A 26,084-nucleotide genomic window follows, 5' to 3' on the forward strand; every position below is an offset into this window, starting at 1 on the left:
GTCAGTGTCCTTTCACGGGCGCAGAAAGCTCACGCATATACGGGTGATCCGCGAGTTCCTCGGGCGTACCCCGCGCGATGAGACGACCTGCCTCGAGGATGGCAACCTGATCAACACCGATAATCGACGCGGACCGGTGGGCGATCACCAGAACTGTTTTTCCTTGAACGAGGCGGGTGAGAGCTGATTGGATCTCGGCCTCGGCTTCGGGGTCTGTGAACGCGGTGGCCTCGTCGAGTACAAGGATGGGCGCATCGACAAGCAGTGCGCGCGCAATCGCGATGCGCTGGGCCTGCCCGCCCGAGGGATGGGCGTCTTCCCCTATGACAGAGTCGAGGCCTCGTGGAAGGGAACGCACATAGTCGTCAATATGGGCAGCGGTGGCAGCTGCCCATATTGCCTCTTCCTTAGCATCTGGCCTGCCTAGCGCAATGTTTTCGCGCACAGATATATCAAGAAGCTGCGGATCTTGGAGAACAAAAGACACGTGCCGGTAGAGGACGTCGGGAGCAATGGCTCGCACATCAACGCCTCCGATGCGCACACTTCCTTGATCTGGGTCAGCAAAACGCGCGACCAGGGTCGCCAAGGTGGATTTTCCAGAGCCGGACGGACCCACAAGAGCCGTCACTGTCCCTTGCGGGACTGTGAGACTCACGTCTTGAAGAGCAAGCGTCGAGCCGTAAGAGAAGGAGACATCATCGATCTCGACCTCAGCCCCGCTCGGTTCCTCGTTTCCTTCAACCGGCAGCGGCGAAACAGAAAGCAGGTCGACAATGCGCAGGGCGGCGGCTCCAGCGATCTGATACGACCAAACCGTTGATCCAAGCACCTCGATTGCGGCCGGAATGACAAGAGCGATCAGCGCACAGGTGATGACCTGGACAGGGCTCACGATGCCAGCAGCCGCCAGCGCCGAACCTCCCGCTGTTGATATCAGCAGAATCATCGAGGGCGACACAGCAGCCTGTCCGAGCGCCGATCCCTTCAGCAATGGCCCACACCAGGCAACATAGAAGCTCGCAAAATCCTCAGCGGCTCGGGTGAAACGTTCATGTGCGCGCCCGACGGTACCAAATGCTTTTACAACGCTAATACCGGAAACAAACTCAACCATTGTTGCTGAGACACGCGTGAGGTACCGGTCCATTTGGGCGGTTTTCTCGCCCATGTCCCGCATCATCCACGCATTGATAAGTGCATAGATCGGTAACGTGGCGATTGAGAGCAGGCCTAGACGCCAGTCAATGATAAACGAGTAGATCAACAAGGAGAGAGGCGCGCTGACTGCAGCAGCAGACTCAACTGGCGCATGGGCTATGACCGTATGGACATCGTGAGTGTCGTCCTGGATCGCCTTGCGCACAGCCCCCGAGTTCGTCGAGGTGAACCACGCGAGGGGCGCTGATGCAAGGACTTTCACCATGCGCATGCGCACGATGTGTCCAAAGCGCACATCCGCGAAGTGGGTGACGCTCAGTGCAAGGAAGTAGATTCCGTAGCGCGCACCAAATGCTCCGATAAGCCACATAAGCAGGCTGATAACCTCAGCGCGGTCAGGAGAGACCCCCGAGCGCGCTGCGGCAAGAAGTACCTCGCCAAGCTGGACGAGAATGACATAGGGAGCGACTGCAAGCGCGCCGTAGAGGACGCCAAGTAGCTGGGCGAGAGCCATGGATCCACGGATCGGTGCGGTAAGTTCCTTGAACGCCTTTTGCCCAGCCCTGTGTGCAGCGCGCGGGTCGTTCATTTCGGCTCCGTCACAGGATGACAAGGCTTGCTCTTCCCTGCTCACTTTCAGGCCTTGATCACTGTCAGTCATAATTGCTTTCCTTCGTTGGCACACCCACCGTCTGCTGGTGTGAGTGTGATCAGTCGATCTGCGCACGCCGAGGCAAACTCGCCGTCGTGGGTAACAACGATGACGGCTGCACCTTCGTCAGCAATGCGCCGCAGGGTGGCGGTAATTGAATCAAGGTGCCTGGCGTCGACTCCCGAGGTTGGCTCGTCGAGGATGACGATGGGACGCCTTGCTGCGCGTGCGGCAGCGATGACGAGGCGTTGTTTTTGTCCTCCCGAAAGGCTCAAGGGGTGGCGATCACCCAGGTTCGCGAGGTCAAAGTCAGCCAAGAGTTTCTCCCCGACCTCCCCGCTGGCATCCGAGGCGCCAATGGTCAACTCGCCCTCGAGTGTGTCGGAAAAGAGCTGACGCCCGGTATCTTGCATGACGAGTGCGCACATTGCACGCCTCTGACTGCGCGAGCTTGTCACGCCATCCAAGGAAATCTCCCCAGAGTTCGGGGCTGCCAATCCGCACAGCACGCGGACAAGAGTCGTTTTGCCGACACCATTGACCCCGGCGATGCAGGTAATTTCCCCAGAATGAAAATCCGCATTAAAGCCCTGAAAAACTGGAGTGCGACCATAGGAGAAGCTCAAGTTACGGCACGATAGCCGGGGAGCCTCAGCGCCCGCGGCTACTTCCCCGCTCCCCCGCGAGGCCACCCAGGCCTCGGGCGGTCCGGGATCAACGAGGGTACGCAAGCCAAGAGAGCAGCGTTCCTCATCCGTCATGGAATAGAACTCCTCGCCGCTCCAGCGCCTCGTCACCGCGCCAGCCTCCATGAGGAGAACCTGGTCGGCAAGTCCGCTCAGGAAGTGAAGGCGATGCTCGACGACAACGATCGTCATCCCCTGTTCTTTGAGGAGCTCGAGGGCACGTCGCACATCAGCGATTGCTGCGGGATCGAGGTTTGATGTCGGCTCATCGGCGAGGAGGACCGGAGCACCAGATGCCAGCGCGCACGCAAGAGCTACCTTCTGAAGCTGTCCGCCAGACAGCGTTGACAGCTTGCGATCCATGAGGGCGTAGATCCCCATGAGCTTTGCGGCGCGTTCACTGCTCTCGATCAAATCCGTACGGTCTCGACCATAGTTTTCACCGCAGAATGCGAGTTCCTCTGCAACGGTATCGCAGAAAAATTGAGTGCGTGGATTCTGAAAAACAGAGGAACACAGATGACCAACCTCAGTCAGGGGAACCTCTGCCAGATCGCGCCCGTCGATCCGCACCGCACCTTCCAGCTCTCCCGGAGTCATCTGCGGGACGAGGCCGGTGAGCGAGCGCATGAGCGTCGACTTCCCACAGCCGGAGGAGCCGCACACGAGGGTGAGGGTGCCCGGCCGGGCGGACAGGTCGACTCCGGCGAGCGCGTCGACGCGATCTCCCGTCAGCTCGCTGACGTAGGAGAACGACAGGGATTCAACATCAATCACGGAAGGACTCCCAGGTGCGCACAGATCTCGATAACGATGACGCCGATCACGCACGTCAGGGCGAGCGCGTCCCAGACGCTGGCCCTCAGCCGCGTGAGCGAGGTGGGGCGCGTGGGTCCGCCCAGACCTCGGACGACGCTCGAGGCCGCGAGGTCATCGGCGACGCGCGCGATCGAGGAAAGCAGGGGAACGAGGAAGCGCTCAGCGATCACCAGCGGGTGACGCAGCACGCCGCGCATCCTCAGGTCCACTCCGCGCATCTCCATGGCCTCACGGATGGCTACTGCCTCGGCCCCCACAGTCGGGATGACGCGGAAGGCAACCACGAGCGCATCAATGAACACACGCGGTAGATGAATGGCACGCAGTGCCGCCTTCATCTGTCCAATTTTCGTCGTTCGATACACGTAGAGGGCGAGGCCGAAACCCGCGAAGAAACGCGCAAACCAGTACATGATCGCGCTGCACGTTCCGATGATGAGAACGATGCTCCGAGGCCAGCCGATCGACTGCATCCAAGCGATGAGAAAAGGGGAACCAAGGGTGACGAGGTCGCAGATGAAGCAGCCGAACCCCGTGTGCAGCGCGGACCGAGCGCTCACCTCCCATGCGAGGGCAACCACTACCAAGAGCTGAACGGCAACAAGGGTTGTCGTGGGACTCGCACGCATGACGAGCGCATTGAGCACGAGAAGGGCTAAGAGTTTCGTGCGTGGGTCCAGCCTGCTCGACGACTCACCGGGAGCCGATTCGGCCGGCGAGATCTCAGGCAACGCCGGCCTTTGCGAAGTGCTTGCGAAGCAGGAAGCGCCCGATGAGTCCACCAATGCACGCAAAGATCATCGCAACAACGACCCATACGCTGATGACAGCGGGGCTGAAGAGGGCACGCATACCATCCGCGTAGTCCTGGCCCATCTGGGACGCGACATCCGCGTAGTAAGAGTCGGGAGCAAAGAAAATCGGAGCAAGCGGGCCGATCATCCACAGGGAGAAGAGCATGTATGCTGCGATGTTTCGAGGGGCGCTCAGATATCCACCGCTGTGGGCGATGAGGTCAGCCAAGAAACCGAGGACAAGAGCGAAGGGTACGGTCACCCATGCATGTCCTGTCACGACCATGAGGAAGGCGACGATGCCCGCCATGATCGTGACCGTCCCAAACATGCGCGAGCGCACCATCATCAGCATGATGACCGGCCCGTTAAGGAGGAGACCGACAATCCAGCCAACGAACATGAATGCCGGGCCGAAGAAGCCGAGCATTCCCGAGCACCACATGAGAATGAAATAGACGGCGGTAAATGCACCAATGGTGACAGCTGAGCGCGCCTTTGTAACGCCCGAGCTTGAAACCTGAGTCATGATCGCGACCTTTAATGATAATGAGGTTTATAGAATAAAGCTAAGGATAGCCTATTTTTATGTAGGCTTATAAGACCTTGTGCCCAATTGGAATAACACAAAGGCCCCCACGAGCGTTGCTCGTGGGGGCCTTAGAAAACGACTATCTGCCGTTAACCTCTAGTGCTTCAGGAAGCATCCTCGGAGGTCAGGGCGCGAGTCTTGGTGGCATCCAAGGGGATACCGGGGCCCATGGTCGTGGCGACCGTGGCCTTGATGATGTAACGGCCCTTTGCGGAAGCCGGCTTCAGACGCAGGATCTCATCGAGAACAACTGCGTAGTTCTCAACGAGCTGCTCGGCGGTGAAGGAAGCCTTACCGACGATGAAAGCCAGGTTTGCGTGCTTGTCGACACGGAACTCGATACGACCACCCTTGATCTCACGGACAGCCTTGGCGACGTCCATGGTCACGGTGCCGGTCTTGGGGTTCGGCATGAGGCCACGGGGACCCAGGACGCGGCCCAGACGGCCGACCTTGCCCATGAGGTCCGGGGTTGCAACGGCGACATCAAAGTCGGTGTAGCCCTTTGCGACCTTTTCGATGAGCTCGTCGCCGCCGACCTCGTCGGCTCCAGCGTCGAGTGCTTCCTGTGCGCGCTCGCCAACGGCGAAGACCAAGACCCGAGCGGTCTTACCGGTGCCGTGCGGCAGGGAAACGGTGCCTCGGACCATCTGATCCGCCTTGCGGGGATCAACACCCAGTCGCATAACAACCTCGACGGTTGAATCGAACTTGGTGACCGAGGTTTCCTTGGCCAAACGCATTGCGGCCAGGGGGCTGTACAGTTCGCCAGCGTGGATCTTCTCCGCCGCTGCGCGGTAGCTCTTAGAGCGCTTCGTCATTCTGCTTCTTCTCCTTGCAGGTGTGGGTGTCGGGCAGCGCCTGCCCTACCACGAGGTAATAAAGGGTCAGTCCTGAACAGTGATGCCCATGGAACGCGCGGTGCCCGCGACGATCTTGGAAGCGGCATCAATGTCATTGGCGTTGAGGTCAACCATCTTGGCCTGGGCGATTTCGCGCACTTGGTCCATGGTGATCGATCCAACCTTGGCGGTGTTCGGGGTACCCGAACCCTTTGCAACACCTGCAGCCTTCTTGATCATCTCGGAGGCCGGAGGGGTCTTGAGGACGAAGGTGAAGGAGCGATCTTCGTAGACGGTGATTTCAACCGGGACGATCGAACCGCGCTGCGACTCAGTTGCAGCGTTGTATGCCTTCGTGAATTCGACGATGTTAACGCCGTGCTGGCCCAGTGCGGGACCAACGGGCGGAGCAGGGGTCGCGGCGCCTGCAGCGATCTGCAGCTTAATGAGGCCGGTGACCTTCTTCTTCTTCGGTGCCATATTTCGGGTCTTTCTATTTCTTACTGGGCCGCGGAGACTACCGCGGCATGCATCCACGTGGCGCCCACAGGAAGAGCAACCTGCGGACATAGTCCACCCAGACGCACGAATCTACATCATAACGCGATGTCGGCGCTCCCCCAAGTCTTGGTGCTCGAGGTCACGCCACGAGGCGTTTACTCTTCGATCTTCTCGACCTGATCGAAGGTCAGCTCCATGGGGGTCTCACGCTCGAAGATGGTCAGGAGGACCTTCAGACGCTGGGTTTCAGGCATGATCTCAGAAATCACAGCGCTCATGGTGGCGAATGCACCGTCGATAACGGTGACAACCTCGCCGACCTCGAACTGGGTCTGAACTTCCTGGACGGGGGCGGGAGCGCTCTTCTCTTCTGCAGCCGCGGCCTCGAGAACATTCGGGGTCAGCAGCATAACGACCTCGTCGATCGAAAGCGGGACCGGGTTGTGCTGGTCACCCACGAAGCCGGTGACTGCGGGGGTTTCCTTCACCACACGGTAGGAGTCTTCGTTGAAGTCCATGCAGACGATGACGTAGCCGGGAATGCGCACGCGACGAACGCGCTTCTTCGCATTTCCGCGGTACTCCATGACGTACTCATCGGGAACCTCGACCTGGAAAATCGAGTCTTCCATGTTCTGGTTGGTAATACGCTGCTCAAGGTTTGCCTTCACCTTGCGCTCGTGACCGGAGTAGGTGTGAATGACGTACCAGTCGCCGGGAGACATGTAGAGTTCGCGGCGCAGCTTTTCTACCGGATCATCGTCTGACGAGGCCGCCTGCTCAGCTGCTTCTTCAACGCCAGCTTCCGCTTCGCCTTCTTCACGTGCTTCCTCGCGCTCGACGGGAGCATCTTCAAGGCGTTCTGCCACGTCGTCTTCGCGCTGTGCGGCAGTTTCCAGATCAGCTTCGGGCGCGATTCCACCGTCAAAGGTGTCGATCGGGGCCTCTTCGATATTGTCTAGGCTCACGGGTTTTCCTCCTGTGCTTAACGCTCGCGCGGTGTTCGCGGCCGAGCCGTAGAAGAAACCCGCCTGCATTCCTGCGGGCGGGTTAACGGTTTCAGCCAAATACCAATGAGTTCAGTCTACCGAATAAGAAATCAAGAAGGCCAGTGAAAGCCATAATTGCGGCAACAAACACAATGACGACGAGGAAGTAGGTCCAGGTCTCAGAACCGCTGGGATAAATGACTTTCTTCATCTCAGAGATCACCTGAGAGACAAAGATCACCATACGCTTGAAAATATTCGGGCGTTTTTCCTTGGGTTGAGGTGCGCCATCGCGCGAGGGGGTTGCACGCTTCTTCGTGCGATCCACCCGCGGGGATTCTTCACGGCGAGCCTGGGATTCGCTCATCGTTCCTCCAATAGTTATGCACCTGAGTGGCAGGGCAGGCGGGACTCGAACCCACAACCGCCGGTTTTGGAGACCGGTGCGCTACCAATTGCGCCACTGCCCTACTGCAACTCTTCCGAAAAAGACTTGCTCGGTTGAGTTTAGGGGAGAAGAGGCCTCCTGTCCAACTCACCGCGATGCGTTCGCCTCATAAGCGCTCAAATTGTGACTCACACCAATAAATGGATCTATCCATGCCACAATGTTCGCGTGGATACTCAATCAGCCTCCCGCGTCTCAACGCGCTTCGCAAATATCACTCCCTCAGCGACCCTTGCCGTCGACGCTAAGGCCAAGGCACTGAAGGCCCAGGGACGCCCCGTCGTTGGTTTCGGTGCGGGCGAACCTGATTTCGCCACCCCCGATTACATTGTCGAGGCCGCCGTCAAGGCCGCGCGCAACCCCGCGATGCACCGCTACACGCCCGCCGCCGGCCTCCCGGCGCTGCGCGAGGCCATCGCAGAAAAGACCCTGCGCGACTCCGGCTACGAGGTCTCCCCCGCCGACATCGTCGTGACCAACGGCGGCAAGCAGGCCGTCTTCCAGGCCTTCGCCGCGCTGCTGGGCCCCGGCGACGAGGCGATCCTGCCGACCCCCTACTGGACGACGTACCCCGAGGTCGTCAAGCTCGCCGGTGCGACCCCCGTCAAGGTGTTCGCGGGCGCCGACCAGGACTACAAGGTGACCGTCGAGCAGCTCGAGGCCGCGCGCACGCCTCGCACGAAGGTCCTCCTCATGTGCTCGCCGTCCAACCCGACGGGCAGCGTCTACACGCCCGAGGAGCTGACCGCGATCGGCCAGTGGGCCCTCGAGCACGGCATCTGGGTCATCTCCGATGAGATCTACGAGCACCTGCTGTACGAGGACGCGCAGACTGCGCACATCGTCAAGCTGGTGCCCGAGCTGGCCGACCAGGCCGTCATCCTCAACGGCGTTGCCAAGACCTACGCGATGACCGGCTGGCGAGTGGGCTGGATGATCGGCCCCTCCGACGTCATCAAGGCCGCACTGTCCTTCCAGTCGCACCTGACCTCCAACGTCAACAACGTCGCCCAGGAGGCCGCGCGCGCCGCCGTGTCGGGTTCCCTGGACGCCGTGGACGAGATGCGGGTCGCCTTCGACCGTCGCCGCCGCACGATCGTTGACATGCTGCGCCAGATCGACGGCTTCGACGTTCCGACCCCCAAGGGCGCGTTCTACGTCTACCCCTCCGTCGAGCGCCTGCTGGGTCGCGAGATCCGCGGCCGCGTGGCCAACACATCGGGTGAGCTCGCCGACCTGATCCTCGACGAGGTCGAGGTCGCGGCGGTTCCAGGCGAGGCCTTCGGCCCCTCCGGCTTCCTGCGCTTCTCCTACGCCCTGGCCGACGACGACCTCGTCGAAGGCGTTGGTCGTATCCAAGAACTCCTGTCAGAAGCCCGATAGACCAATTACATGCGACTGAAGTTCCGCGCGGTGAGTACTTTTGTGCCACCGCGCGGGCTTTTATGAACGCACTGTCAAAAAGTGTGCAGTAGCGCTACCTAAAGTGTGTCCCGAGCTGTTATAATTGACATATGGACATCTCGACGCGGAGAACACAACTCGACCAACCCAATGGACATGTCCTTGTCGCCCACGGTTATGCTGAGCATTCGGGACGTTTTGAAGGTCTGATCAATGCACTTCTCCAGGCTGGCTACGATGTGTCAACCTACGACCACTATGGTCATGGCACTTCCCCAGGCCCTCGCGCCAAGGTCGATGTCGGTCTGCTGATCAAGGACCACATCGCTGCTCGCCAACAGGCTCTTCACAATTCACGCTGCGATGAATTGATCCTCTTTGGGCATTCAATGGGTGGTTTGATTAGCGCTGCTTCTGCGCTGATCTACCGCAAGGATCTGCGATGCATGGTCCTCACTGGACCCGCTTTTATTCCACTCCTCGAGATTCCTAAGCCCGTGGTTGGCAGACTTGGGAAACTGGCTCGCTATTTGCCGGGAGTACAGGCTCCGGCGGCACAGTCCATGCCCGACCATTCCGTACTTTCGCATGATCCCAGCGTCCAAGAAGCTTTCGACGCCGATCCCCTCAACTACCACGGCGCTCCCCCGCGTCTGACGCTCTCGACCATGGTGATTCAGGGCAAGAAGGCGCTCGAGCACGCGGATCGCCTGACCTGCCCCACGCTGATTTTCCACGGCAGCGCCGATGAGCTCACCTCGCCGGAGGGTTCTGCAGAGTTTGTTGAGCGTGTACGTCATGCGCATCCCGACGCAGATATTGACCTGCGTGTCATCGATGGGGCCTACCACGAAGTCTTGAATGAGCCTGAGAAGGATATGATCCTACGCGACCTGCTCCTGTGGCTCGAGAAGCACTGATAGGATCGACCTCTATTCCTCGCCAGCCTTCTCTTACCGTTCCAGCGCCGACTCCCCTTGGGCGACGACCGCTGTCCACGCTCCCCAAGGCGCACCTGCACCTGCACTTCACGGGTGCGATGCGCCCGCAAACTCTGATCGATATGGCCCGCGAGAAAGGCACTCGCCTTCCTCCTCACCTGTTGGACTTGGACCCCTTAACCGTGCCCGCGGACGCCCGCGGTTGGTTCCGTTTCCAGCGCTCCTACGATGCCGCGCGTCACCTCGCGCGTTCCGAGGCCGCGTGGCCAACACGTCGGGCGAGCTCGCTGACCTGATCCTCGATGAGGTTGAGGTCGCAGTTGTCCCGGGCGAAGCCTTCGGCCCCTCGGGCTTCATTCGCCTCTCTTACGCTTTGGCCGATGACGATTTGGTCGAGGGCGTGGGACGAATTCAGGAGCTTCTCTCCGAGGCTCGCTGACTCAGGGTTCCACTACGAAATCCCGCGCGGTAGGCACATCGCTAGCCGTGCGGGATTTTTCTTACTCTTCGTCAAGTCACACCCCAATATCGCTACCCAAATGACGCCTTGAGCTGTCACAATTGACACATGGACCTTTCAACTCGGCGCACTCACCTCGATCAGCCTCGCGGGCATGTCCTGATTGCCCATGGTTACGGCGAGCATTCGGGACGTTTTGAAGGACTCAGCACCGCTCTCCTCAACGCAGGCTACGATGTGTCCACTTATGACCACTACGGCCACGGCACTTCCCCCGGGCCTCGCGCTCAAGTCGACGTCGGTGCGTTGATCAAGGACCACATCAGCGCTCGCCAAGAAGTTTTGGCCGATTCCCGTTTCGATGAGCTCATTCTTTTCGGGCATTCAATGGGGGGTCTCATCACTGCGGCCTCGGCTTTGATCTCACAGCGAGGCATTCGCTGTATGGTCCTCACTGGTCCCGCTTTCATCCCGCTTCCTCATCTTCCCGCGCCGGTGGTTGGTGGCCTCGGGAAACTCGCTCGCTACCTGCCGGGAGTGCAGGTTCCGGCGGCCCAGTCCACGCCCGAGCATTCTTTGCTTTCGCGCGATCCCAGCGTTCAGGAAGCTTTCGACGCCGATCCGCTCAACTACCACGGCGCTCCCCCGCTTCTGACGGCCTCGACCATGGTGATTCAAGGCAAGAAGGCCCTCGAGCACGCGGATCGCCTGACCTGCCCGACGCTGATTTTCCATGGCAGTGCTGATGAACTGACCTCACCGGAGGGCTCTGCAGAGTTTGTTGCGCGCGTGCTCGAGGCTCACCCCGACGCAGATATTCACCTGCGCGTCATCGATGGGGCTTGCCACGAGGTTCTCAACGAGCCTGAGAAGGCCATGGTCCTGCGCGACCTACTCCTGTGGGTCGAGAAGCACTGATGGAGCAGCATCAAGCATCTCGCCAGCTTTCACTAACGGTCCCAGCGCCGACTCCCCCCGGGCGTCGGCCGTTGTCCACTCTGCCAAAAGCGCACCTGCATCTGCACTTCACGGGTGCGATGCGACCGCAAAGTCTGATCGATATGGCCCGCGAGAAGGGCACTCGCCTTCCTCCCCACCTCTTGGACTTGGACCCCTTAACCGTGCCCGCAGATGCTCGCGGATGGTTCCGTTTCCAGCGCTCCTACGATGCCGCGCGCGCTTTGGTCCGTTCCGAAGCCGCGATGCGGCGGATCGTTGCCGAGGCCGCGGAAGATGATGCGGCCGAGGGCTCGCGTCGCCTCGAAATGCAGGTTGACCCCACGTCTTATGCCCCTTGGGTTGGCGGGATTACTCCCGCTTTGGAGATCATCATTGACGAGGCGATCGCTGCGGGAAAGCGCACGGGCGTCGAAGTTGCATTGATCGTTGCGGCTTCGCGAATTCGCCATCCCCTTGACGCGCGAACGCTTGCTCGTCTGGCAGTTCAGTATGCGGGTGATGGCCCCGGACAGGTTGTGGGCTTTGGTCTGTCCAATGATGAGCGCGTTGGCGATACCTCAGCGTTTGCTCCTGCCTTCCGTATTGCCCGCGAGGGCGGTTTGGCCTCGGTTCCTCATGGCGGGGAGCTTTTGGGCCCGGAGTCTGTGATGAATGTTGTTTCAGCCCTGCACCCGACGCGTTTGGGTCACGGCGTGCGCACCAGTGAAGATCCCGATTTGCTGCGGCGTTTGATTGACGAGGATGTTTCTTTCGAGGTGTGTCCGACCTCGAATATTCACCTGGGGGTCTTCCCCGATTTCGCATCTGTTCCGCTCATGCGCTTTATCGAGGCCGGCGCGCGCGTTGCTCTTTCGGCTGACGACCCCTTGCTATTCCATTCGCGCGTGGTTGCCCAATACGAGGCCGCGCGTGATGTTTTCGGGCTTTCTGACGTTCAGCTGGCAGATTTGGCACGTCAGTCTATTGATGCTTCTTTGGCTAGTGAGGCCTCGAAACGCGTGTGGAAAGCGGAAATCGATCAGTGGCTCGCGGCCCCACCCGCGGTGTGAGCGGCATTCCGTTCAATAAATTTGCTCGCTAGCTTGTGGACCTGTCGAGTTTCCTTGCTTTCCAGATCCCACGCGCTTAATTCGGTTGCAACCAGGTCTGGGAACCTCTTACTGATATCGCGTAGAGCGTTTCCCACAGATTTTCTGACGTACTCGCTCGGGTCATTTCGAAGCGCCGAAAGCCTCTCGATTGCCTCACATGGGTGCTCTTTAAAATAGGGGCGACTGGTCCATATCCGTAGTCCTTCAGTGACAGCTCTACGAACATTTGGATTGGAATGAGCCAGCCACTCGTCGATCACTGAAAGAGAGTGCTCATACCCCGTAGTGGCGCAGAAAAAGTCAAAGGCTTTCGCCAGGATTTCTTGAACTCTCCAGTTGTCATCCTGGGCGATATTTTCCCTCAAGAAAGTAAGTACTTCCTGATCCTGCGAGAGATACCCGAAGAGGAAAACCGCGTACATTCGCACCTGGTAAACCTCGGAGCGGTATGCGCAATAGGCAATTTCCAAAGCCTGGTCGCGATCATGAGAGTCGTAGTCGCTGCGTGCCCGCCGCTCTTCTTCTTTGAAGCCTCCCTCGATCGGGGAAAGGTCTCTTTCCAAGCTCGCAAGGTACTCGTTCACGGCGGTCCTCCTCAGCTCGTTGAAGATAGCCCGAACTACCACTCAATGCCGATGGCAACAGGCTCAGGAACAAGAGTCACGCCATAGGCATCAAAGACACGCTCGCGCACAGCGCGCGCCAAGGCCTCGATGTCTGCGCCGCTTGCACCCCCGCGGTTTGTCAGTGCGAGCACGTGCTTGGTCGACAAGGATGCGCGAGGCGGGGCACCGGCCTCTAGAAGATGGAAACCCTTGGAGCAGCCCGCGTGGTCAATGAGCCAAGCAGCGCTGGTTTTCACCAGTCCCTCCCCCGCCGGGAAACGAGGCGCCTCTTCGGGGAGCGCGGCAGCCACGGCCTCGGGGAGGATGGGGTTAGTGAAGAAAGATCCCGCGCTCCACGTATCGTGGTCCTCCGGGTTTAAGACCATTCCCTTCCCCGCGCGCAGCTCAAGCACGGTCGAGCGGACCAGGGAAGCCTCGGCACGCTCCCCAGCTTCCACTCCGAGGCGCCGCGCAAGTTCGGAGTACATGACGGGCGCACTCAGGGATGAGCGCTCGAGGCGGAAGTCGACGCTCAACACAACCCAACGCCCCGTCGGCCCCCACACGCGGCCGGGAAGACCGGGCTGACCAATGCTGTGCTTGATCGCGGAGGAACGGTAAGCAAAACCTAGCTCTGCGGGAAGCAGACGAACGGTGCGCTGCTCGAGGCGGTCGTAGGCCTCGACGCTGTGAATTGTTTCAGCAACCTCGTGTCCGTAGGCGCCCACGTTCTGTACCGGGGATGCTCCCGCGCTTCCGGGGATCCCCGACAAAGCCTCGATACCGGACAACTGTTCTTCGACGCTCCACGCAACAAAGTCATCCCAAACTGTACCGGCCCACACACGTACAATCACCGAGTCAGCCGCATCCTCTTCAACGATGCGCGCAATCTCTGCACCCGGACGTACAGCGACAACAGCTCCATCAAATGGAGCATCCGATGCAAGCAGATTCGATCCGCCGCCCAGAACTAGAAGCTGGCGCTGCTCCTCATCGGCCGCGCGAACGCCAGCAACCAATTCCTCACTGGAAGTTGCGCGTACAAGGCGAGAAACCTCTCCGCCCACGCGAAAGGTCGTCAATTCAGCAAGAGTCGTCATGACTCAAGATTAATCGTCAAGAGGTGCAACGGCTCGCACGCGCCCCCGCTGGTCCGGAACCTGTCCGGCCAAGACGATGGCCAGACACACCGGGAGCACGACGAAAATGAGCGCACGGTGGTAGCCGACGTGATCTGCAATAAGACCTAAAATCGGCGGTCCGATGAGCGCCGAACCATAATTCACGGTCGAGAGGACCGATACTCGCGCAGGCGTCATCACGGGATCAATGCTCAGGGCGGAAATACCCAGGGGGAACACCAAGGATGCACCGATACCCCACAAGGCAACACCGATAACCGCAAGAATATGATGCGGCGCAAAGGCAACAAGCATCAGGCCAACGATCGCGCATCCCATGGTCAATCGAAGCAGATGCGGCGCCCCAAAACGCCTCTCTAAACGCGGAGATCCGAAGCGCATGATCGTCATCATCAGCAAGAAGAAAGCGAAGATCGCCGACGCCGTCGAGGTCGCAAAACCATAACCGTCGACCATCGACAGGTTCAGCCAGTCGTTAGCAGCGCCTTCCAGGAGTCCGCCGCTCATCACCATGAGAGCGATCAGAACCGTGCGGCGTTCGCGCCACGCCAAGCGGGTCAGGCCCTTCTTCGCATTGCCTGCCGAGGCCTCGTCCCCTTCGCCCGCAGGGCTTTCCCTTGCGGGTTCAAGAGCGGCGACCTCGTCCTGACTGAGGTAGAAACCAATGGAAACACCGCACACAATAAGTTCAAGAGCAGCCAGACCGTATAAGTGCGCTCCGAGTGGAACTCCGACCCGCGAGGCAAGTGCTCCAAGTAATGCGCCACCAAGCATGCCAACCGCGTACATCGCTTGAATCACTGGAACTACAAGGCGCCTCACAGCAGCTTGGACCAAACCAGCCTCGATGTTCATGCTCGATCCCCACAGGCCCGCCCCGGCAGACATGAAAACAAGGGAACCGGTGAAGAGCACGAGAGAATTCGCGAGCGTTCCCGTCGCTGCTCCGACAATGCCCAATGCCCAAATGAATACGCCGATTCGCCCAGCCCACCGTGCACCGATCTTCATGACGATCGGACCCGAAGTGGGAAGGGTCAACAAAGAACCCAGGGAGGCAATCAGCAGCATCATGCCGATGGTTCCCGGGGTCAATCCCAGGTGATCACGCACATCGGGTAGACGTGAGAGCCACGCTGAGGTTGCAGAACCCAGGCCTGCGTAGACCACAAAGGTTGCACGAAGGGCACTGTGAGCGCGAGCTGAGGGGATAGACATGGTTCGCAATTTTACGCGCGTTCACGCACGTAGATAAAGGCTGAATACAGCGCTGCCCGTGTGAAATACATCCACACGGGCACCGCAGAAATTCGGGACGAATCAGCCTTCGACGGCGGCCTTAAACCAGCCGGTGACCGAGGTCGGGTGAGTAATCGCGGTACCCACGATCACTGCGAATGCGCCGAGCTTCATGGCAGCGGCGGCGTGCTCCGGAGTGTGAATACGTCCTTCGCAGATCACGGGAACACCCGGGAATGCCTGGACCGTCTGCTCGAGAAGCTCCAAATCAGGGCCATCGGTCTTCGGGCGATCGCCGGTGTAGCCAGCAAGAGTCGTTGAAACAATATCGACACCGGCATCGACGGCGCGCTGTGCATCTTCAAAAGAACCACAGTCAGCCATCACCAGTGTCTCTTCTTCGCGCAAAGCCGCAACGGTTTCAGCAAAACTACGACCGTCAAGGCGCGGGCGACCCGTCGCGTCTAGAGCCACGATATCGGCACCCGCCATGACGCAGGCGCGCGCGTGACGCAACGAGGGGGTGATGTAGACACCCTCGTGGCCTTCCTTCCACAGACCAATCACCGGGACATCGACACGTCCCTTGATCGCGGAGATATCCGACAGCCCCTGGCAACGGATCGCCGCAGCGCCACCGATCTCGGCAGCACGCGCAATCTGAGCCATAGTCTCGGGGTGACGCATGGGTTCCCCCGGGTAAGCCTGAACAGAAACGATGAGCTTTCCTTTAAGACCGGCAATAAGCGGATGCATGATGAACTCCTATGCGTTGAGGAAGAAAGAAACAGCCCCGAGCAGCGGCGCATCGCCACCAAGGGAACCAACAAGAATGGGGGTAGCTGCAACGGGTGTCATCGCGCTGGCTGAAAAGCCCTCGTTGAGACCATCCCACCAGATATCCCCCGAGCGAGTCATCGAGCCGGAGATGATGACGACGGCGGGATCCATACAGTTCACTAACGAGGCCGTGGCCTCGCCCAGTGCGTACGCGGAACGCGCGAAACACGCTTGTGCGAGGGGATCGCCAGAATCGGCGAGCTCTTGGAGAGCGCGTCCTCCGTCAACTTCCGGCTTGTCTTGTGGACGCAGCGAGTTATACCACGTGGTAATTCCTGACCCGGAGCAGAAGGATTCGATGTGTCCCAAGCGCCCACACGAACAAACCATGTCCGGAGCGAAATGGTGGTGAACGTGACCCACGTGTCCCGCAATACCGCGAGAACCGAAGGCAACGCGACCGTCTTCGACGAAGGCACCACCGATCCCCGTTCCCACGGCAATAGATAGAACGCTTCGATAGGGACGCCCTGCACCCAAAGTGGCCTCTCCAAGCCCGTGTGCGTGCACGTCGTTGAGGACACGAACCGGGAGCTGCGTATGCGCGGAAAGGAGGTCACCGAGTTTGGTTCCCGCCCAACCGGGCATGATGTCCGTTGCGGACACGATCGTACCGGTCGCGGGGTCGACAACTCCGGCGCTTGCGACCGCGATACCTGTAATAGCCGGGTGCGACTCGATCAGTTCCGAGGCCAGTGCGCAGATTCGCGCAGCAACATCGGCACCGCCCTGAGCGGCCAAGGTCGGGATTGATCCGCGTTCGGTAACGGTGAAGCTGTCTTCGGCCTCGACAATGCCCCAACCGATCTTCGTTCCACCGATATCAAGAGCAAGGAGCGTAGTCATGAAAATTCTCCAAAAGGCGACGGAAGAGAAGACTAATCAGCGAGGCCAAGGCGGGCGCACGCTCGCGCGCACGCGAGAGGAAGTACCGCCTCGGCCTCGCTGATGATCAGGAGAGCAGACCAACCTCACGAAGGACGGAGGCGACATGCTCGACGTTTGCACCTTCAAGAGCCTTCACGGGGCGAGGCATCTCGTTGGAATCAAAGACACCGAGGAGCTGCAGAGCAGTCTTGAAGGCACCAACACCGGCGCCAAAGCCCTGAACGCCCTGGACCAGAACGATGCGCATGAGGTCCGCGAGGCGGTCCTGCTCGGTGCGCACAGCTTCCCAGTCACCGCGCTCGAAAGCCTGCCACTGACGGACGTAGCCATCGGGGTCAACGTTGGCCAGGCCGGGGACCGAGCCGTCTGCGCCCGACATGTAAGCACCATCGACAACCACTTCGTGGCCGGTCAGCAGCTGAAGCGGGTGACCAGCGGCCTCGTTCGCACGGGACAGCCAGCGGAAGCCCACATCATCACCGGAAGAATCCTTAACGCCGTCAAGAACGCCTTCCTTACCCAAGCGAAGAACAAGATCGTTCTGCAGCTTCGTGTGGACGCAGACGGGAATGTCGTAGGCCCACAGCTCAAGATTGGTGTTCTCCTTGAGGATGCGGAAGTGCTTCTCGATCTCTGCCTGGCCGCCCAGTGCATAGAAGGGAGCGGTTGCAACGACGCCCAGAGCTCCACCGATCTCCTCGACGGCCTTGATGTTCTCAATGACACGCTCAGTTTCGGTATCGATCACACCGACCAGCAGCGGAACGCGACCGTCGACAATGCGAACAACCTCGCGCTGGATCTGCTGACGACGCTCGGAGGTCGAGAATGCAACCTCACCGGTCGAGCCGGAGACGAAGAGGCCGTTCAGGCCCGCACCAATCATGCGGTTGATGTGACGCTCCAGCGAGGCAACGTCCAGTTCGCCGTTCTTCAGCGGGATAGCCAACGGCGGGACAACGCCGCGAATCTGTGAACTCATTAGTTCTCTCCTCCGAGTGTTGGATGCAGCAGCGAGGGTGCAGCCCCCAGGAGCTTGCGGGTGTAGGGATCCTTCGGGGACGCCAGCAACTCAGCTGCCGGTCCCTCTTCAACGACCTTTCCGCCGTTCATCACAGCGATCCGGTCAGAAACGTAGCGAACAGTTTGAATATCGTGCGAGATGAAGACCATCGCCAAGCCCAGTTCACTCTTGAGGTCCGTGAGCAGGTTCAGGATCTGTGCGCGCACCGAAACGTCCAGTGCGCTCGTGGGCTCATCAGCGATGATCGCATCGGGGCCAATGGACAGGGCACGAGCAATTGCAACGCGCTGACGCTGACCGCCGGAGAGCTGACCGGGGAGTGCATCCAAGGCGCTCGAAGGCAGACCCACCAAAGAGATCAGTTCTTGCACGCGCTTGGCCCGCGAGGCCTCGTCACCAATCTTGTGTACGCGCAGCGGATCAGCAAGCTGATCAGCAACGTGCATACGCGGGTTGAGAGCGGTTGCGGGGTCTTGGAAGACCACGGAAACAACACGTCCGATACGCCTGCGCGCATCCGCACCGCGCTTGGTGACTTCTTCACCGTTGAAGAACACTTGGCCCTTCGTTGGCATCTGCAGGCCGCACATAACATTTGCAGTCGTGGACTTACCGCAGCCGGATTCACCGACGATACCCAGCGTCTGCCCACGCTCAATGCGCATGTTGACACCGCGAACCGCGTGCACCTTGTGGGGGCGGAACAATGAGCCAGTGCGGGAGTTGAAGGTCACCTCAACGTCTTTGAGCTCGATGATCGGAGTTTCAGTACTCATCAGTTTTCCTCCTGACCTTCTTCAATGACGATGGTCTCGCTGGAGACGAGGACCTCTTCGCGAGGCGGCAGTGCCGCATACACGTGCTCGGGGCCCACCTCGGTGAGGACCGGGCGAATATCGAGGCCGTAGTCGGGGTGCGAGGAACGAGGAGCAAAGCGGTCGCCGATCGGGAAATCTCGAGGCGAGGGAACAGTTCCGGGAACCTGGTGCAGGCGTCCGGAGCCGGCTTCGATCGAGAGCACTGCGCCCAGCAGACCGCGAGTGTACTCGTGGGTCGGGTGAGTGAGCAGTTCCTTGGTCGACGCCTGCTCGATGACCTGACCGGCGTACATGACGGTGATCTTGTGGGCCACCTCGGCGACAAGCGCCAAGTCGTGGGAAACGAAGATCATTGCGAAGCCGAGCTTCTCACGCAGTTCGTTGAGCAGGTTAATGACCTGCTTTTGAACGGTCACGTCCAGAGCGGTGGTCGGTTCGTCAGCAATGATGAGCTTCGGGTCGCGGGTCAGTGCCATTGCAATCAGAACGCGCTGACGCTGGCCGCCGGAAAGCTCGTGCGGGTAGGACTCGAGGGTGCGCTTGGGGTCCAGGCCCACCAGCTCAAGGAGTTCTTCTGCAGTGCGGGTTCCGCCGCGCTTGGTCAGCTGCTTCATCTGTGCCTTGATGAGCATGGCGGGGTTGAGTGAGGAAAGCGCATCCTGGTAGATCATTGCCATCTCGTGGCCAAGAAGCGCACGACGCTCTTCAGGCTTCATCTCCAGCAGGTTCTTGCCTTCGTAGAGGATCTCACCGGTGATCTCTGCCTTGGGATCGATCAAGCCCATGATGGTCAGCGCCGTAATGGACTTACCACAGCCGGACTCACCGACGAGGCCCATGGTCTCGCCGGGGCGCACCTTGAAGGACACGTGATCGACGACGTTGACATCGCCGTGGCGCTCGAACTTGATGCACAGGTCCTTGACCTCCAAGAGAGGCTCTCCGGTAAAGTCATCTTCGAAGCGGTCGGTGCGCTTACCTTCGACAGATTCCAGATCGTCGAGGCGTGCCTGCAGAGACTCGGCCTGCTCGGCGTAGGCGCGGCGAGGATCGAGAAGGATGCGGTCGGCTTCGCGGTCAGAGTTCTTATCGACCTGGGCGACAGCTGCCGTGGAGGGAGCTGCGACCATTGCGTCCGTGATGCCTTCGGAGAGGATGTTCAAGCACAACACGCTGATCATGATGAACAGACCGGGGAAGAAGGCGGTCCACCAGTAGCCCAGCAGGACCGAGAGGTAGGACGAAGCCTCGGACAAGATATTGCCCCAAGTGGGGACCATGGTTGCGGGAAGGCCTGACCCAATGAAGGTCAGCGAGGCCTCGAGGATGATCGCATCTGCGACCAAGACCGTGGCGAAGACCAGAACCGGAGCAGCAGTGTTACGCATGACGTGCTTGATGAGGATCCACGGTGCACGAGCACCGGAGACGATCACTGCACGCACGTAATCCTCACCGTACGCGGCCATCACGTTTGCGCGAACAATACGTGCCAGCTGCGGGATGTAGACGAATGCGATCGAGAAGATAATGACGAAGACAATGCCCATCTTGTTGTCGGACTGGGCAAGTGTGCGTCCGAAGACCAAAACCGTGACGGCCGCCATTGCGATACCGGGGACAGCCATGATGATGTCTAGGATGCGCATGATGGTCTCGGAGATGGCCTTGCGCGTCACAGCTGCGATCGATCCGATGATTGCGCCGAAGAAGAGCGCGATCACGGTTGAGCAAAGACCGATAAGCAGTGAGTAGCGGCCACCGAAGAGGATGCGAGACAGAATGTCTCGGCCCGCATGGTCAGTACCGAAGAGGTGAGCCGAAGACGGCCCCTGCCACGGCGTATCGATAAATTCGGGCGAATAGGGCGCCACGAAGGGCGCGAGGATTGATACAAGAACGATCAGTGCCAAAACAGCGATTGCGATCTTGGATCCCAAAGACATCGCACTGATGCGTGAGAAATGCGCACCCTTCGCGGTGACCTTTGCGAGTTTTGCTTTTTGGTTCATGACTCACACCGACCTAATACGCGGGTTGATGAGCAGGTAGAGCATGTCAACGATAATGTTGACGATGATGAAGGCGATTGCGACGACCAAGGCGCCACCTTGCACTAGGGTCACCCAGTTCTGTTGGATACCCTGGAGGAGCACGAGCTTACCCATGCCATCAATGGCGAAGATGATTTCAATGACGACGGCACCACCCATGAGGTAGCCGATACGCAGACCCAGAACAGTCACAGGAGTGATGAGGGCGTTGCGCAGGACGTTGCGGGCAACGACGACATGCTTGGGAATGCCCGCACCGATTGCGGTGCGAACGTAGTCGCGGTCCAATTCCTCAACCATCGAGGTACGCACGACGCGGGTCATTTGGCCGATCACAGGAACAGCCAATGCAATGGCGGGAAGAAGTAATCGAAGGAACCAACCCGAGGGATCGACGCTGAATGCAGGAATAGGACCGGAAACCGGGATGGAACCACCGACGAAAGCCAAGACCAGCAGCGCTGCCAGCCAGAAGGAAGGGGTACCAATGCAGATAACCGAGATCACGCGGATCAGCTGATCAGGCCAGCGATCGCGGTACAGAGCGGCAATGACGCCGAGGGGGAAAGCGATAACGATTGCGAAGAACAGACCCAAGAAGGTGAGTTGAAGAGTGACAGGCAGCGCCTGTGCGACCAGATCACTCACGTGGTACTCCGTGCCAGTTGCGTACAGACCGAGGTCACCGTGAAGCATGTTCCACAGATACGTTCCGTATTGGGTGAAGAAGGGCTCGTTGAGTCCGCGTTCAACGCGGTACGCTTCGAGAGCTTCGGGAGTGGCTGTCTCACCCAGTGCCGAGTAGGCGGGGTCAATGGGAGACAGCGACATGATGAAGAAGACGAGGAATGACACGCCGACCACCATGATCGGCAGCGCCACCAGTCGTCGCGCGATAAGGCGCAGAAGGTTATTCACTGCTAGACCTCCATGTCAAGCGGAATTGAGCAAAATGATGGAGGGGTGGGGTCCCACTGTGGCGTTAGCCTAAGGTGGGCATCCCACCCCTCCTTTCGTCGAAAGCCTGCTAGGGCTTTACTTCGCGCTTACTCCAAGCAGCTGCAGGCTGGTGGCGGAAATTGCCTTGAAGCCATCGACCTTCTTGGGGTTAGATGCGGTGATCATGTTGCGGAAGACCAGCGGGTAGATCACGCTCTGCTCGGCGAGCAGATCCTGAACCTCGCCCCACTTAGCCTTGGCAGCGTCACCGTCAAGCTGAACAGCCTCGTCCATGAGGCCCTGCAGCTTCTTGAAGGAATCGGGATCCGAAACCTGCCAGCCGTCACGCTTCTTGGTCCAGACGTTGTCGCCGTTCCACCAAGAAACGATGATGCCGGGGTCAACACCGAAGACCGAGGGGTCACCGGGGGCCAGGACGACATCGTAGGTCGGGTTGTCAACGTCGGTCACGGTCGAGTAGAGAGCCGAGGAAGCCATCTGCTGGTGGTTGACCTTCAGGCCCAGAGCTTCGAGATCGGACTTGATCTGGGGAACCAGGGAGAGAACCCACGGGTGGTCCGTCGTCACCAGGTTGACCGTCAGACCGGAAGCACCGGCATCGGCGAGCAGCTTCTTGGCTGCATCCTTGTCGTAGGACAGGTCGGTTGCGGGCTTCTTGTAGGCCGGGTTTGCTTCGGGCAGGAAGGACTTTGCTTCCACAGCCTGACCGTTCAGAGCCGACGAGATCAGCTTCTGCTTGTCGATGGCCTTGATGAATGCGCGGCGCACCTCAGGCTTGTCGAAAGGAGCCTTCTGGGTATTGAACATCATGAAGGGGTTGCCGTAGCCGGGCTTGGCTTCGACGTTCCAGCCTGCTGCCTTGAGCTGATCCTGCGCTGCGGCGGGAACGGCTTCCATGATGTCAATGCTGCCACCGAGAGCAGCGGAGAGGCGTGCTGCATCATCCTTGAGGGCGCTCCACTTGAGGGTGGCTGCCTTCGCGGGAGTCTTGCCGTTGTAGTGCTCGTTGGGAACAGCGGTGATTTCAGTTGCCGAGATGTTATCGTACTTGTAGGGGCCGGTGCCAACGGGCTTGGCCTTGAGTGCATCTTCGCTCATGGTCGAGGGAACGACGTGAACGTTGACGAAGCGCTCCTTCAGGTTGGAGAAGGGGTACTTGAGCTTAACAGTGACGGTCTTGTCATCCTTCGCGGAAACGGAATCCACGAAGGTGAAGAACTGACGGAAGATGGACTTGTCGCTAGTGGTGCGCTCGTAGGAGCTCACGACGTCTGCAGCCTTGACATCCGTGCCGTCGGAGAACTTGGCTCCGTCGCGCAGTGCGATCTCGTACTCGGTGTCGGAAACCTTGACGGGGTCACCGGCAGCCAGCGCGGGGCTGACCGAGTAGTCGGACATGTCGAAACGGTACAGGCCTTCGAGAACCTGCCAGTTTGCGCCCATGCCGAGTGCCGAAGTGGTGATCGGGCTGTAGTCAGTGGTCTCGTAAGCGGAACCAACGGTGATGGTGCCCTTGGGTGCGCCTGAGTCTGAACTACTGCTGCTGGTTGATGTTGAAGTGGACGATCCGCCGCCGCATGCGGTCAGGACCATGGTTGCCGCTGCTGCCATTGCAGCACCGGTTGCGAAGTGCTTGCGCATACGCATATTCTCGCTCCTCATCTTCGAGAAATGGGATGTGCGGGCCGTTTATCACGTCCGCTGAAGCAAGCATATGTTGTCTGACAAATTCCCGCAAGGGGTAAAACAACATTCGCCAAAAAACTCCGAAGAGGTGCGCAAACACTCGCAGAAAGCTCAGGAAACAGGTGCCTCATTCACGCGCACAACCGCCTCCCACAAGCCGCAATCGCGCTCAAAAACAACCACAGCCTCGTCTCCGGAAAGGATCGCATCACTGTAGCCAAAACCCCCAAACCCAAGAGAAGCAACGCAATCGGCATGCACCGCACCTTCCCACGGAGGCGTTAAACGAAGGATCGAGCCACGCTCCCGCGCGGAAAGCGAATGCGGGTGGACAAAGAGATCCCCCATCGCCTTTGCATTGCACCCAGGGTCCTCGCACTCCCACAGGTACCCGCCAGCCCAGCTACATCCATCCCCCCAGGCAAGGTAGCGCCCACCTGCGCCTCGTCCTTCAAATCCTTGGAGGCGACAATTCGCAACAACGCGGCCATCCCACACCGTGAGCGTTGTTTCGTCGAGCAGAACACCCTCAGGACCCACGAGAGGATCTGAAATCCATTCAATCCTCCCCGCTCGAAGAGCGACGACTCGAATATGAGTCTCCTCCCCAATGCGTACAACATAAGGAATCAATACCGCGCCATCGAAACTCACTGTTGACCCAGAGGTCGCGAAGAGGGCATCTGCTCCGGTCTCCCGGTAAAGCTCATCCGTCAGATCCGTCGAACGCAGGTCCTCCGGGGAAGGTCCCCACGCGAGGATCGCCTGTAGACGATCACAATCGGCGCGCGAGTCCATGTAGCCGACTCGCCCTTCGCTCGAGGCGCATGCAAGGTGCAGGAAGCCATCGCCATCCACTCCCACGCAGGCATCTGAGGTAATCGCGGGCAGCGTCGTGGGAAGGTCCCGAGGAGTCGACCACTCCCCCGTCGCGCTGCATTCCATCCAGCGAATTTTGTTGGGGTTGGGCAGGTCCGAGGCCATGGTCAGCCCGTTGAAATCCGATCCATTTCCCGAGGCCGGGGCTGGGCGTTCGTCATAGAAAAGAATCGCGCGTCCGCTGGCTACAGTGACAATCGCCGGAATACGCACCTCGCCTGAGCCGATAGGGGCAAGGATCTGACGGGGTTCACCACGAGTAGTCATAGGCAAAAGAATAAACCACCAGCGCCGCCGGGATAACAAAAATCCCCGAGGACCTTACGTTCCTCGGGGTTAGCGCGACGCCGTCAGCGGGTCTCGCGGTGAAGCGTAGACTTGCGGCAACGCGGGCAGAACTTCTGCAGTTCAAGACGATCCGGCGTGTTACGACGGTTCTTCTTGGTGATGTAGTTGCGCTCCTTGCACTCCGAGCATGCCAGAGTGATCTTGGGGCGAACGTCCTGAGACTTGCTTGCCACGGTGATTCCCCTTTTGCTTTTGCTTATGTCGGCGTGCGACTCTTCGTTGGTCTGGTAGCGGGGGCGGGGCTCGAACCCGCGACCTCACGATTATGAGTCGTGCGCTCTGACCAGCTGAGCTACCCCGCCGCAGCGGCTGCGGCTGTAGCCGCGACCTGAGCCCCGAAAGGGAATCGAACCCTTGACCTTCTCCTTACCATGGAGACGCTCTGCCGACTGAGCTATCGGGGCAACGCCGAGAAGCCTAACTCAAAACGGAACCACAATGCAATTCCTGTGATTGAGAATGACATCACAACGAGTCTCGAAGAGACTGTGGCAGGTGAGGGATTCGAACCCCCGAAGCACGAAGCGTCTGATTTACAGTCAGATCCATTTGGCCGCTCTGGAAACCTGCCATGCGCCGAAAAAATCGGTGCTGTGGAAGAATAGCAGAATGACCCGGCACTGCGCCAATCAAAGTGACCGAAGTGCGCCACAGCGCACAAAGAAAGGATGATCATGGCAGATTCATCGTTTGACATCGTTTCCAAATTGGACCGCCAGGAAGTCGATAATGCGGTCAATCAAGCCGCAAAAGAGGTCTCAACTCGCTACGATTTCCGCAATGTTGACGCCTCGATTCGACTGGTTGGTGGCGCCATCGAAATGGAGGCGAACACCCCTGAGCGCGTCATGGCTATTGTCGACGTCTTGCAGACGAAGCTTATTCGCCGCGGAGTTTCACTTAAGGCGCTTGATCTCAAGGATCGCGAGCCCAAGGCACAGGGCAAGATCTACCGCCTCGTTGCCCCTCTGCGCGAAGGAATCGAGCAAGATGTTGCGAAGAAGATCACAAAACTGATTCGCGACGAGGGCCCCAAGGGAGTGAAGGCACAGATCCAAGGAGATGAAATCCGCGTTTCTTCCAAGTCTCGCGATGATCTGCAGGCAGTGATCGCCCTTCTCAAGGGCCCTTCCGGAGAAAAGCTTGACGTAGCTCTTCAGTTCGTGAACTATCGCTGAGATTCCTCGAATATCGCAAAGCTGTGGGGGCATCTAGCACTGTGCTAGATGCCCCCACATACGTCTATTCAGTTGCCGCG

Annotated in this window: 25 protein-coding genes, 4 tRNA genes and 2 pseudogenes; 7 read left to right on the forward strand and 24 right to left on the reverse strand. The window is 59.4% G+C overall.

Annotation, left to right across the window (positions count from 1 at the left end; translation table 11 throughout):
* Position 1 precedes the first annotated feature (1 nt).
* From HMPREF1627_RS06620 to HMPREF1627_RS06660, 9 genes are all read right to left on the reverse strand, one after another.
* Positions 2–1,750, reverse strand: coding sequence for an ABC transporter ATP-binding protein (locus HMPREF1627_RS06620; RefSeq protein ID WP_107066767.1), 1,749 nt, complete (start codon positions 1,748–1,750; stop codon positions 2–4).
* 68 nt (positions 1,751–1,818) lie between these two features.
* Positions 1,819–3,276: an ABC transporter ATP-binding protein gene (locus HMPREF1627_RS06625; RefSeq protein WP_034502253.1), complete on the reverse strand. Its 1,458-nt coding sequence runs from the start codon at positions 3,274–3,276 to the stop codon at positions 1,819–1,821.
* The gene (locus HMPREF1627_RS06630) at positions 3,273–4,100 is read right to left on the reverse strand and encodes an energy-coupling factor transporter transmembrane component T family protein (RefSeq protein ID WP_234305276.1); all 828 of its coding nucleotides are present in this window, start codon (positions 4,098–4,100) and stop codon (positions 3,273–3,275) included. Before HMPREF1627_RS06630 ends, HMPREF1627_RS06625 begins: the two co-directional genes overlap by 4 nt.
* The gene (locus HMPREF1627_RS06635) at positions 4,042–4,641 is read right to left on the reverse strand and encodes an MptD family putative ECF transporter S component (protein WP_034502257.1); all 600 of its coding nucleotides are present in this window, start codon (positions 4,639–4,641) and stop codon (positions 4,042–4,044) included. Before HMPREF1627_RS06635 ends, HMPREF1627_RS06630 begins: the two co-directional genes overlap by 59 nt.
* A 167-nt stretch (positions 4,642–4,808) precedes the next feature.
* Positions 4,809–5,525, reverse strand: a complete 717-nt coding sequence (gene rplA, locus HMPREF1627_RS06640; protein ID WP_034502260.1) for a 50S ribosomal protein L1 — start codon at positions 5,523–5,525, stop codon at positions 4,809–4,811.
* A 66-nt stretch (positions 5,526–5,591) separates the two neighbouring features.
* Positions 5,592–6,026, reverse strand: a complete 435-nt coding sequence (rplK, locus tag HMPREF1627_RS06645) for a 50S ribosomal protein L11 (protein WP_009408634.1) — start codon at positions 6,024–6,026, stop codon at positions 5,592–5,594.
* Positions 6,027–6,202: 176 nt separating this feature from the next.
* Positions 6,203–7,015 (reverse strand): transcription termination/antitermination protein NusG, encoded by an 813-nt coding sequence (gene nusG, locus HMPREF1627_RS06650; RefSeq protein WP_034502263.1) that lies wholly within the window; start codon positions 7,013–7,015, stop codon positions 6,203–6,205.
* 91 nt (positions 7,016–7,106) lie between these two features.
* Entirely contained in the window at positions 7,107–7,403 is a 297-nt protein-coding gene (secE, locus tag HMPREF1627_RS06655) for a preprotein translocase subunit SecE (RefSeq protein ID WP_034502265.1), read from the reverse strand.
* Between the two features lie 27 nt (positions 7,404–7,430).
* Positions 7,431–7,506, reverse strand: a tRNA-Trp gene (locus HMPREF1627_RS06660).
* A 146-nt stretch (positions 7,507–7,652) separates the two neighbouring features.
* Between HMPREF1627_RS06660 and HMPREF1627_RS06665 the strand changes: the two genes are divergently transcribed.
* The 6 genes and pseudogenes from HMPREF1627_RS06665 to HMPREF1627_RS06685 all read left to right on the forward strand — a co-directional run bounded on the left by HMPREF1627_RS06665 (position 7,653) and on the right by HMPREF1627_RS06685 (position 12,298).
* Positions 7,653–8,867, forward strand: coding sequence for a pyridoxal phosphate-dependent aminotransferase (locus tag HMPREF1627_RS06665; protein ID WP_034502267.1), 1,215 nt, complete (start codon positions 7,653–7,655; stop codon positions 8,865–8,867).
* A 131-nt stretch (positions 8,868–8,998) separates the two neighbouring features.
* Positions 8,999–9,808, forward strand: a complete 810-nt coding sequence (locus tag HMPREF1627_RS06670; RefSeq protein WP_034502268.1) for an alpha/beta hydrolase — start codon at positions 8,999–9,001, stop codon at positions 9,806–9,808.
* A 14-nt stretch (positions 9,809–9,822) separates the two neighbouring features.
* Positions 9,823–10,092, forward strand: a pseudogene (locus HMPREF1627_RS06675) (adenosine deaminase); the annotation flags it as partial.
* Positions 10,074–10,268 (forward strand): annotated as a pseudogene (locus HMPREF1627_RS10415) (aspartate aminotransferase); the annotation flags it as partial. The pseudogenes HMPREF1627_RS06675 and HMPREF1627_RS10415, both read left to right, overlap by 19 nt.
* A 129-nt stretch (positions 10,269–10,397) precedes the next feature.
* Positions 10,398–11,207, forward strand: coding sequence for an alpha/beta hydrolase (locus HMPREF1627_RS06680; protein WP_034502272.1), 810 nt, complete (start codon positions 10,398–10,400; stop codon positions 11,205–11,207).
* Positions 11,207–12,298 (forward strand): adenosine deaminase, encoded by a 1,092-nt coding sequence (locus HMPREF1627_RS06685; protein ID WP_034502274.1) that lies wholly within the window; start codon positions 11,207–11,209, stop codon positions 12,296–12,298. The genes HMPREF1627_RS06680 and HMPREF1627_RS06685 overlap by 1 nt, the downstream gene beginning before the upstream one ends.
* On the opposite strand, the gene HMPREF1627_RS06690 is transcribed toward HMPREF1627_RS06685, so the two are convergent.
* From HMPREF1627_RS06690 to HMPREF1627_RS06760, 15 genes are all read right to left on the reverse strand, one after another.
* Positions 12,268–12,924, reverse strand: a complete 657-nt coding sequence (locus HMPREF1627_RS06690; protein ID WP_052040874.1) for a DNA alkylation repair protein — start codon at positions 12,922–12,924, stop codon at positions 12,268–12,270. The genes HMPREF1627_RS06685 and HMPREF1627_RS06690 overlap by 31 nt on opposite strands.
* A gap of 35 nt (positions 12,925–12,959) precedes the next feature.
* Positions 12,960–14,048, reverse strand: a complete 1,089-nt coding sequence (locus HMPREF1627_RS06695) for a UDP-N-acetylmuramate dehydrogenase (protein ID WP_034502276.1) — start codon at positions 14,046–14,048, stop codon at positions 12,960–12,962.
* A gap of 9 nt (positions 14,049–14,057) precedes the next feature.
* A complete protein-coding gene (locus tag HMPREF1627_RS06700) occupies positions 14,058–15,308 on the reverse strand; it encodes an MFS transporter (protein WP_034502279.1) in 1,251 nt (416 codons plus the stop codon).
* 102 nt (positions 15,309–15,410) lie between these two features.
* The gene (locus tag HMPREF1627_RS06705; protein WP_034502280.1) at positions 15,411–16,085 is read right to left on the reverse strand and encodes an N-acetylmannosamine-6-phosphate 2-epimerase; all 675 of its coding nucleotides are present in this window, start codon (positions 16,083–16,085) and stop codon (positions 15,411–15,413) included.
* 9 nt (positions 16,086–16,094) lie between these two features.
* Positions 16,095–17,015: an ROK family protein gene (locus HMPREF1627_RS06710; RefSeq protein WP_034502281.1), complete on the reverse strand. Its 921-nt coding sequence runs from the start codon at positions 17,013–17,015 to the stop codon at positions 16,095–16,097.
* 106 nt (positions 17,016–17,121) lie between these two features.
* Complete coding sequence (locus HMPREF1627_RS06715; RefSeq protein WP_034502283.1) at positions 17,122–18,039, reverse strand: dihydrodipicolinate synthase family protein; 918 nt, start codon at positions 18,037–18,039, stop codon at positions 17,122–17,124.
* Positions 18,039–18,857 (reverse strand): ABC transporter ATP-binding protein, encoded by an 819-nt coding sequence (locus HMPREF1627_RS06720; RefSeq protein WP_034502284.1) that lies wholly within the window; start codon positions 18,855–18,857, stop codon positions 18,039–18,041. Before HMPREF1627_RS06720 ends, HMPREF1627_RS06715 begins: the two co-directional genes overlap by 1 nt.
* Positions 18,857–20,911: a dipeptide/oligopeptide/nickel ABC transporter permease/ATP-binding protein gene (locus HMPREF1627_RS06725; protein WP_034502285.1), complete on the reverse strand. Its 2,055-nt coding sequence runs from the start codon at positions 20,909–20,911 to the stop codon at positions 18,857–18,859. The genes HMPREF1627_RS06720 and HMPREF1627_RS06725 overlap by 1 nt, the downstream gene beginning before the upstream one ends.
* Positions 20,912–20,914: 3 nt before the next feature.
* Positions 20,915–21,871, reverse strand: a complete 957-nt coding sequence (locus tag HMPREF1627_RS06730) for an ABC transporter permease (RefSeq protein ID WP_034502287.1) — start codon at positions 21,869–21,871, stop codon at positions 20,915–20,917.
* 117 nt (positions 21,872–21,988) lie between these two features.
* Positions 21,989–23,560 carry an ABC transporter substrate-binding protein gene (locus HMPREF1627_RS06735; RefSeq protein WP_034502288.1) on the reverse strand — a complete coding sequence of 524 codons (1,572 nt, stop codon included), beginning with the start codon at positions 23,558–23,560 and terminating at the stop codon, positions 21,989–21,991.
* Between the two features lie 150 nt (positions 23,561–23,710).
* The gene (locus tag HMPREF1627_RS06740) at positions 23,711–24,745 is read right to left on the reverse strand and encodes a sialidase family protein (protein ID WP_034502290.1); all 1,035 of its coding nucleotides are present in this window, start codon (positions 24,743–24,745) and stop codon (positions 23,711–23,713) included.
* Positions 24,746–24,828: 83 nt separating this feature from the next.
* Positions 24,829–24,999, reverse strand: coding sequence for a 50S ribosomal protein L33 (rpmG, locus tag HMPREF1627_RS06745; RefSeq protein WP_034502432.1), 171 nt, complete (start codon positions 24,997–24,999; stop codon positions 24,829–24,831).
* Positions 25,000–25,051: 52 nt separating this feature from the next.
* Positions 25,052–25,128, reverse strand: a tRNA-Met gene (locus HMPREF1627_RS06750).
* 29 nt (positions 25,129–25,157) lie between these two features.
* A tRNA-Thr gene (locus tag HMPREF1627_RS06755) sits at positions 25,158–25,230 on the reverse strand.
* A gap of 85 nt (positions 25,231–25,315) precedes the next feature.
* Positions 25,316–25,397 (reverse strand) — tRNA-Tyr (locus HMPREF1627_RS06760).
* Positions 25,398–25,500: 103 nt separating this feature from the next.
* Between HMPREF1627_RS06760 and HMPREF1627_RS06765 the strand changes: the two genes are divergently transcribed.
* Positions 25,501–26,004, forward strand: a complete 504-nt coding sequence (locus HMPREF1627_RS06765; RefSeq protein ID WP_034502434.1) for a YajQ family cyclic di-GMP-binding protein — start codon at positions 25,501–25,503, stop codon at positions 26,002–26,004.
* The last annotated feature ends 80 nt before the right edge of the window (positions 26,005–26,084 follow it).

This window comes from Actinomyces sp. S6-Spd3 (genome assembly GCF_000758755.1).
GTDB lineage: Bacteria > Actinomycetota > Actinomycetes > Actinomycetales > Actinomycetaceae > Pauljensenia.